We start from the raw sequence: 6,664 nt of genomic DNA on the forward strand, positions 1-6,664 counted from the left end.
TCACACCCTCTAAGGCATCCTAGGAACCTAGATGTGATCAAGGAGGCGGATGTGCAGATCAATCCCGGCGCCGCCGAGTTCCCCCACCGGCAGATCGCCGCGCAGCTCAAGGCCCAGGTCCGCCGCGGCGACTGGGGCCCCGGCGAGCGGCTGCCGTCCATCCCGGCCATCGCCGAGATGTTCGGCGTCGCCAAGCAGACCGTGCAACGCGCCGTCGACCAGCTACGGGTCGAGGGCATCCTGATCACCAAACCCGGCTCGGGCACGTACGTCCGGGGCACCCGGCGTCGACTGAACCGCCTCTCCCGGGGCCGGTACGGCGGGTTCCGCGGCTACCACACCGACCTGGCCGCCCGATACCGCCAACAGCTCGTCTCCGTCGGCCTCTCTCCCGCGCCCGCCGAGGTCGCCGACGCGTTCGGCGTCTCCGACGGCACCAACCTGCTCTGCCGTCGCCACCTCGTACGCACCGACGACTCCCCCGTCGAGGTCGGCGCCTCCTGGTTCCTCCCCCGCGACACCGACGGCACGTCGCTGGAGCGGGCCGAGGCGTTCGGCCGGCCGCTCTACCAGGAGGCCGAGGAGGCCACCGGCCGCCGGTACGTGTCGGCCACCGACACGATCAGCGCCCGCCAGCCCAGCCGCGAGGAGGCCGAGACCCTCCAGATCCGGCCCGACACACCGGTGCTGCACCTGCTGCACATCGCGTACGACAGTCACCGCAAGCCCATCGAGGTCGCCCAGGCCACCTGGCCCGGCCCGATGACCACCCTCACCGAGGAGTACCAGATCCCCGGCCCCAGCGCAGCGCCCGACCCGGACCCCGGCCTGGTCCTGGGCTAGCCGGCACTTTGGGCCTGGCCTGCCCGCCTTAGCCCGTTCGTTCCGCGCCCCGGCCCGACCGCCTCCCTCGCCTCCGTCCGGCCCTGACCACCTCGACCGGCCCGATCCTGCCCTGCCCCGCTCGGGACACCCACCACCGGGACGGGAGCTGCGAAATCGCGGGGTGCCGGAGCGCTCCCGGTGAGTTTCCTGTCGAACGCACCGCCCTATACATCTATACACTCGGTATCTATACTGCGAGTATATAGCTGGCCGGGGATTGGTTCCGGCGGCTCACAACCCAGGGGAGGGTCAATGCCAACCGTCAAATCTGTTGGTGCACGGGGGATCACACGCCGTGGCCTTGTCGGAGCCGCACTGGCGGTCGGGGCCGGCGCATCGATGGGCATTGCCGGCCGCGCCTCGGCGGCAACCGCCGGTTCAGGCCCGGTCCGACTCCGCCTCCCCAGGCCGACCGGGCCGTACCGCGTGGGGGTGGTACCGCTGCACCTGGTCGACCGGTCGCAGCCGGAACCACTGGCCGGGCCGGGGCGGTACCGGGAACTGATGGTCAGCGTCTGGTATCCCGCCCGAGACGAGAGGCGCTACCCGCGCTACCCGTGGATGACCCCCGCCTCGATGCGCGTGCTGCTGGCCTCCGCCGGGTTCGACTCCGATGCCGCGCTGGCACCGTTGACGGCCGGGCACGAGGGTGCCCCGGTGCGGCACCCGGGCCGGCGGTTGCCGGTTGTGCTGTATTCGCATGGCGCCGGCAGCCACCGTTCGGACACCACGATCGTGGTGCAGGAGCTCGCCAGCCACGGGTACGTGGTGGTCACCGTGGACCACACGTACGACGGGTTCAGCGAATTCCCCGACGGCCGAGTCACCATCCCGGAGGACGACTTCGATTCCACTCCGTGGACCTACACGCGGGACGTCCGGTTCGTCCTCGACCAGATCGCCGACCTCGCTGCCGGGGGGAACCCCGACGTCGACCACGCGCCACTACCGAGCGGGCTGGGCGCCACCCTCGACCTGAGTCGGATCGGCATGTTCGGCTGGTCGAAGGGCGGCACCGCGACAGCCCTGACCCTGGGCACCGACCGACGGGTCCGGGCGGGGCTGAGCCTGGACGCCCCGATGCTGTCCCAGCCGCTGCCCACCACCGACCTGTACCGGCCGTTCATGCTCATGACCGCGGAGAACACCCGGGCCGCGATGCCCGCCGTCGCCGAGTTCTTCACGCACCTACGCGGATGGCGACTCGACGTCCAGGCCGCCGGCGCCATCCACTCGTCCTACGGCGACAACCAGTGGCTCGTGCCGCAACTGGCAAAGCTCATCGGCATGAGCGACGAGGAACTCGCCACCTGGGTCGGCACGCTCGACCCTGCCCGCGCGGTCCGCATCGGGCAGGCGTACCCGCTGGCGTTCTTCGACAGGCACCTGCGGCACCGGAGCGGCCACCTACTGAACGGGCCGAGCCGGTCGTTCCCCGAGGTGGCGTACCTTCCGTGACCGTCTGATCGACTCGGCTTCCTGGAAGTCGGGGCATCCCAGGCATCCGGACAGCGCGGTTTCAAGGAACCCGAGTCGATCAAGGACGGGCAGCCCCGATGGGGAACGGCCGAACTGTTAGAGGCGGATGCCGAGGAGGGCGTCTACGGTTTTCGCGAAGAGGGCCGGGGCTTCCGGGTCATCCGTGGCGCCCGCCAGGGTCGCGTCGGCCCAGCGGTCGGCGACGGCCAGAGCGCCGGGGGTGTCGAGGTCGTCGGCCAGTCTGGCGCGTACCCCGGACAGCAGCTCGGCCCCGGACGGCCCGGCGGGCGCGGCGGCGGCCCGCCGCCAGCGGTCCAGCCGCTCCTGCGCGGCCGTGAGCAGGTCGTCGGTCCAGGTGCGGTCGCTGCGGTAGTGGCCGGAGATCAACGCGAGCCGGATCGCCATCGGGTCGACCTTGTCGGCGCGCAGCCGGGACACGAAGACCAGGTTGCCGCGGGACTTGGACATCTTCTCGCCGTCCAGGCCGATCATGCCGGCGTGCACGTAGTGCTCGGCGAACGGGGCCTGGCCGGTGAGCCGTTCGGCGTGCGCGGCGGACGCCTCGTGATGCGGGAAGAGCAGGTCGTTGCCGCCGCCCTGCACGTCGATGCGGTCGCCGAGCAGGTTCAGCGCGATGACCGCGCACTCGATGTGCCAGCCGGGCCGGCCCGGGCCCAGCTCCCCGCCCGGCCAGGACGGCTCACCCTCGCGCGCCCCCCGCCACAGCAGCGGGTCGAGGGGATCGCGCTTGCCGGCCCGGTCGGGGTCGCCGCCGCGTTCGGGGAAGATCTCCAGCATCTGTTCACGGGTCAGGTTCGACTCGTAGCCGAACCGGCCGGTGGCGGAGATGTCGAAGTAGACGTCGCCGGTGCCGTCGTCGAGCCGGTACGCGGCACCGTCCTTGACCAGCACCTCGACCTTGTCGGCGATGTCCGGGATCGACTCGACCGCGCCCACGTAACGCTCCGGCGGGATGATCCGCAGCGCCTCCATGTCCTCGCGGAACAGGGCCGTCTCCCGCATCGCCAGGACCACCCAGTCCTCGCCGTCGCGGGCGGCCCGCTCCAGCAGGGGGTCGTCGATGTCGGTGACGTTCTGCACGTACCGCACGGGACGGCCGGCGTCGCGCCACATCCGCTGCACCAGATCGAACGTGATCATGGTGGCGGCGTGACCGAGGTGGGTGGCGTCGTACGGGGTGATGCCGCAGACGTACATGCTCGCCGCGTCGGCCGGGTCGCTCGGGTGGACACCCTGCCGCGCCGAGTCGTACAACGCCAACGGCTCGCCCCGACCCGGCAGCCGTGGCACCTCGTGTCCCGCCCAAGACTCCATGGCCTCAGCCTAACCAGCCCTCAGGCGACACCGGGACGCCCAGCGGGTGATCAAGATGACAGCGGGGTCACATGGGTGGCCAGGGTATCGCCGGCCAGTCCTCCGGCGGCTGCGGGAAGCGGCCGGTCTCGCGCAACTTCTCGACGCGGGCGGCCAACTCGGCGATCTCGCTGATCGTCAGGTGGTCGGCCAGCTCCTCGCCGAGCGGCCCGGCGACCTGCGCGGCGAGCCCGTCGAGCATCTCCATGGCGTCCGGCGGAACCTGCTTGCCGGCCCAACCCCAGAGCACCGTACGGAGCTTGTCCTCGACGTGGAAACTCACCCCGTGATCCACGCCGTAGATGCGGTCGTCGGCGCCGACGAGCACGTGCCCGCCCTTGCGGTCCGCGTTGTTGATGACCGCGTCGAGTACGGCGAGGCGGGCCAGGCGTGGATCGTCGGCGTGCGCGAGGGCGTACGCGGCACCGTCGTCGTCCCGGGCCGCCGCGATCGGAAACCAGCGCGGCGGCACCTCCTCGGCCGGCACGAACCCGACCAACGGCTCCGCGTCCTCCGGCTCGTCGATCCAGAGTTGGCAGGAACCGGGGCCGAACGGACCGTCCCGCAGCACGGTCGGCGGCACCAGGGCCCAGCCGGTGGCGTGGGACACCAGGTACGCGGACACCTCCCGGCCGGCGAGGGTGCCGTCCGGGAAGTCCCACAGCGGGCGCTCGCCGCGTACCGGCTTGTAGACGCAGCGGGCCGTGACGCCGTCGAGGGTCAGGATGCCCCGCAGGGTGGTGTTCGACGCGTCGACCAGCCGACCCTCCAGGTCGAGGGTGCCGTCGCGGAGCAGCCGCAGCGCGGCGTCACCGTCGCGCAGAGGTTGGAGGCCGGACAAGGTCACCGGTGGTAACCGTTGTGCCGCGGGCACAGGTGCCCGGCGGGGTCCAACGGCTGGCCGCACAGCGGGCACGGCGGCCGGCCCGCGTTGACCACACGCCGGGCCCGCTCGATGAACTGGCGGGTGGCCTGCGGTGTGAGCCGCACGCGCAGCCGGTCCAGGTCCTCGTCCGGCTCCTCGTCCTCGTCGTCCTCTTCGTCGTCCTCGTCGCCCAGCTCGACCTCGGGCTCGACCTCGCCGGCGGCGATCGCCTCGATCACCACGGTCGCGGTGTCGACGTCGAAGGCCAGCCCGAGCGTCCCGACCCGGAACTCCTCGTCGACCGGGGTGTCCAACGGCTCGTTGTCGCCGGTCACCGGCGCCAGCTCGGGCAACTCCACCCCGAAGCGGCGCTGCGCCTCGGTGAGCAGCTCCTCCAGCTTCTCGGCCAGCAGGGACACCTGGACCTTTTCCAGCGCGACGCTGACCAGCCTGCCGCCGCCGCGGGCCTGCAGGAAGAACGTGCGCTCCCCCGGCGGCCCGACGGTCCCGGCGACGAACCGCTCCGGCGGTTCGAAGGCGTGCACCTGGTGGGTCATACCCACGACCCTATCCGGCCCACCATGGCATCGCGCACCCCACCGACCCGAATCGCCGCAGGGGCAACGCGCCCGGTGTATCGGGTGCCACACCCGGGCGTGGCGGTGTTTCTCACCTGGCCGCGCCCGCTCCGCCGCCGACGGCGGCGTCCGAGTCGGCCGCCCGCGTGGTCCGCCGACGCCGCTTGCGCGGCGGCGGGACCAGCGCGGCGAGGTCACCGCCGGTGTCGTTGAGCCGAACCAGGAAGGGCCGCAGCGGCGTGAAGCGGATCGCGGTCACCGACGCCGGGTCGGCCACGATCCGCTGAAAGGCATCCAGGTGTACGCCGAGAGCATCCGCCACGATGGCCTTGATCACATCGCCGTGGCTGCACGCCAGCCAGATTGCCTCGGGCCCGTGCTCGGCGTTCACCCGAGCGTCCCAGTCGCGGACGGCGGCCACCGCGCGGGCCGCCATCGCCGCCATCGCCTCGCCCTGCGGGAAGACCGCCGCGCTGGGGTGCTGCTGGACCACCGGCCAGAGCGGCTCCTTGGCGAGCTTCTTCAGCGGCTGCCCCTCCCAGCTGCCGTAGTCGCACTCGATCAGGCCCTCCTCGACAACCGGAGTGGCCTGGGGCAACGCCAGTTCCAGGGTCTGCCGGCAGCGAATCAGCGGACTGGTGACGACCGCCGCCAACGGCACTGCCCGCAACCGTTCGCCGACCGCGGTGGCCTGGGCGCGCCCGGTGTCGTCCAGCTCGACCGGCTGCCGGCCGGCCAGGCCGCCGTCGGCGTTCGCGGTGGTACGGCCGTGTCGCAGAAGCAGAAGGGTCGCCACACGATCACCCTAGGCCTCCCCGGTACCTCCCGAGTGCCACGGGCTCCGGCCACGCCGCCCCGATCGCCGTGATCGACACGAGTTCGCCGATATGGGGGCATCGACCGGTCCGGGATGCCCCGAGTTCGCCGATCCGGAGTCGATCACCCGGTCGTATCGCCGCACGCGGGCGGTGTGTCCGGTTGTGGGGCCGGTGTGGTGACCGGTTGCACCCGTGGGCCGGAATCGTGGCGGGCCGGGGGTCGTTACACCCTCCGACGATCGCAGGACCACGGCCGAGCCCCCCGCCCCGGGGGAGCCAAGCCCCCGGGAATGGCCCCGGACCGCAGGTCGTTACACCCGGTCCCGGCACGACGAGCCCTCGCGGATCGTCGGCCCCCGGGAATGGCCCCGCCCCCCGGGTCGTTACACCCGGACCGGCCGCCACGAGCCCCCCGGCTCGCAGGCCGCCCCCCAGTCTTTGAGCGCCCGGACGAGGTGCTGACACCCCCGTCACCGATCCCCCGCACTGGTGACAGGTGGGTGTTTCCTACCCCCGAAGGAGCAACCCCTGATGAACACGATCTTCCGCAAGAGCATGCTGTCCATCGCCGGTCTCGCGTTCGCCGGTGGCGTCTTCGCCGGCCCCATCGCCGCCCACGCCAACCCGGTCGACGCCAAGCCCGCCGCCGCAGCGGTGCAGACCAC

At 72.0% G+C, this 6,664-nt stretch carries 6 protein-coding genes; 2 read left to right on the forward strand and 4 right to left on the reverse strand.

Annotated features, from left to right (window positions below; translation table 11 throughout):
- Positions 1–51: 51 nt before the first annotated feature.
- Positions 52–843 (forward strand): GntR family transcriptional regulator, encoded by a 792-nt coding sequence (locus tag AB0I89_RS03455; protein WP_357119362.1) that lies wholly within the window; start codon positions 52–54, stop codon positions 841–843.
- Between the two features lie 381 nt (positions 844–1,224).
- Positions 1,225–2,343, forward strand: coding sequence for an acetylhydrolase (locus AB0I89_RS03460; RefSeq protein WP_357119365.1), 1,119 nt, complete (start codon positions 1,225–1,227; stop codon positions 2,341–2,343).
- Between the two features lie 117 nt (positions 2,344–2,460).
- On the opposite strand, the gene mshC is transcribed toward AB0I89_RS03460, so the two are convergent.
- From mshC to AB0I89_RS03480, 4 genes are all read right to left on the reverse strand, one after another.
- A complete protein-coding gene (mshC, locus tag AB0I89_RS03465) occupies positions 2,461–3,699 on the reverse strand; it encodes a cysteine--1-D-myo-inosityl 2-amino-2-deoxy-alpha-D-glucopyranoside ligase (protein ID WP_357119368.1) in 1,239 nt (412 codons plus the stop codon).
- A gap of 67 nt (positions 3,700–3,766) precedes the next feature.
- Positions 3,767–4,585, reverse strand: coding sequence for an SCO1664 family protein (locus AB0I89_RS03470; RefSeq protein WP_357119371.1), 819 nt, complete (start codon positions 4,583–4,585; stop codon positions 3,767–3,769).
- Positions 4,582–5,160, reverse strand: coding sequence for a DUF3090 domain-containing protein (locus AB0I89_RS03475; RefSeq protein WP_355052975.1), 579 nt, complete (start codon positions 5,158–5,160; stop codon positions 4,582–4,584). The genes AB0I89_RS03470 and AB0I89_RS03475 overlap by 4 nt, the downstream gene beginning before the upstream one ends.
- Positions 5,161–5,272: 112 nt before the next feature.
- Positions 5,273–5,977, reverse strand: a complete 705-nt coding sequence (locus AB0I89_RS03480) for an MSMEG_4193 family putative phosphomutase (protein ID WP_357119374.1) — start codon at positions 5,975–5,977, stop codon at positions 5,273–5,275.
- Positions 5,978–6,664: the final 687 nt, after the last annotated feature.

The sequence above is a fragment of the Micromonospora sp. NPDC049801 genome, from assembly GCF_040656575.1.
In the GTDB taxonomy this organism is placed as follows: Bacteria; Actinomycetota; Actinomycetes; order Mycobacteriales; family Micromonosporaceae; genus Micromonospora.

Excerpts from the sequence above, each read along its gene's own strand:
- mshC (WP_357119368.1), bottom strand. The coding sequence starts at position 3,699 with ATGGAGTCTTGGGCGGGACACGAGGTGCCACGGCTGCCGGGTCGGGGC.
- AB0I89_RS03460 (WP_357119365.1), top strand. The coding sequence starts at position 1,225 with ATGGGCATTGCCGGCCGCGCCTCGGCGGCAACCGCCGGTTCAGGCCCG.
- AB0I89_RS03475 (WP_355052975.1), bottom strand. The coding sequence starts at position 5,160 with ATGACCCACCAGGTGCACGCCTTCGAACCGCCGGAGCGGTTCGTCGCC.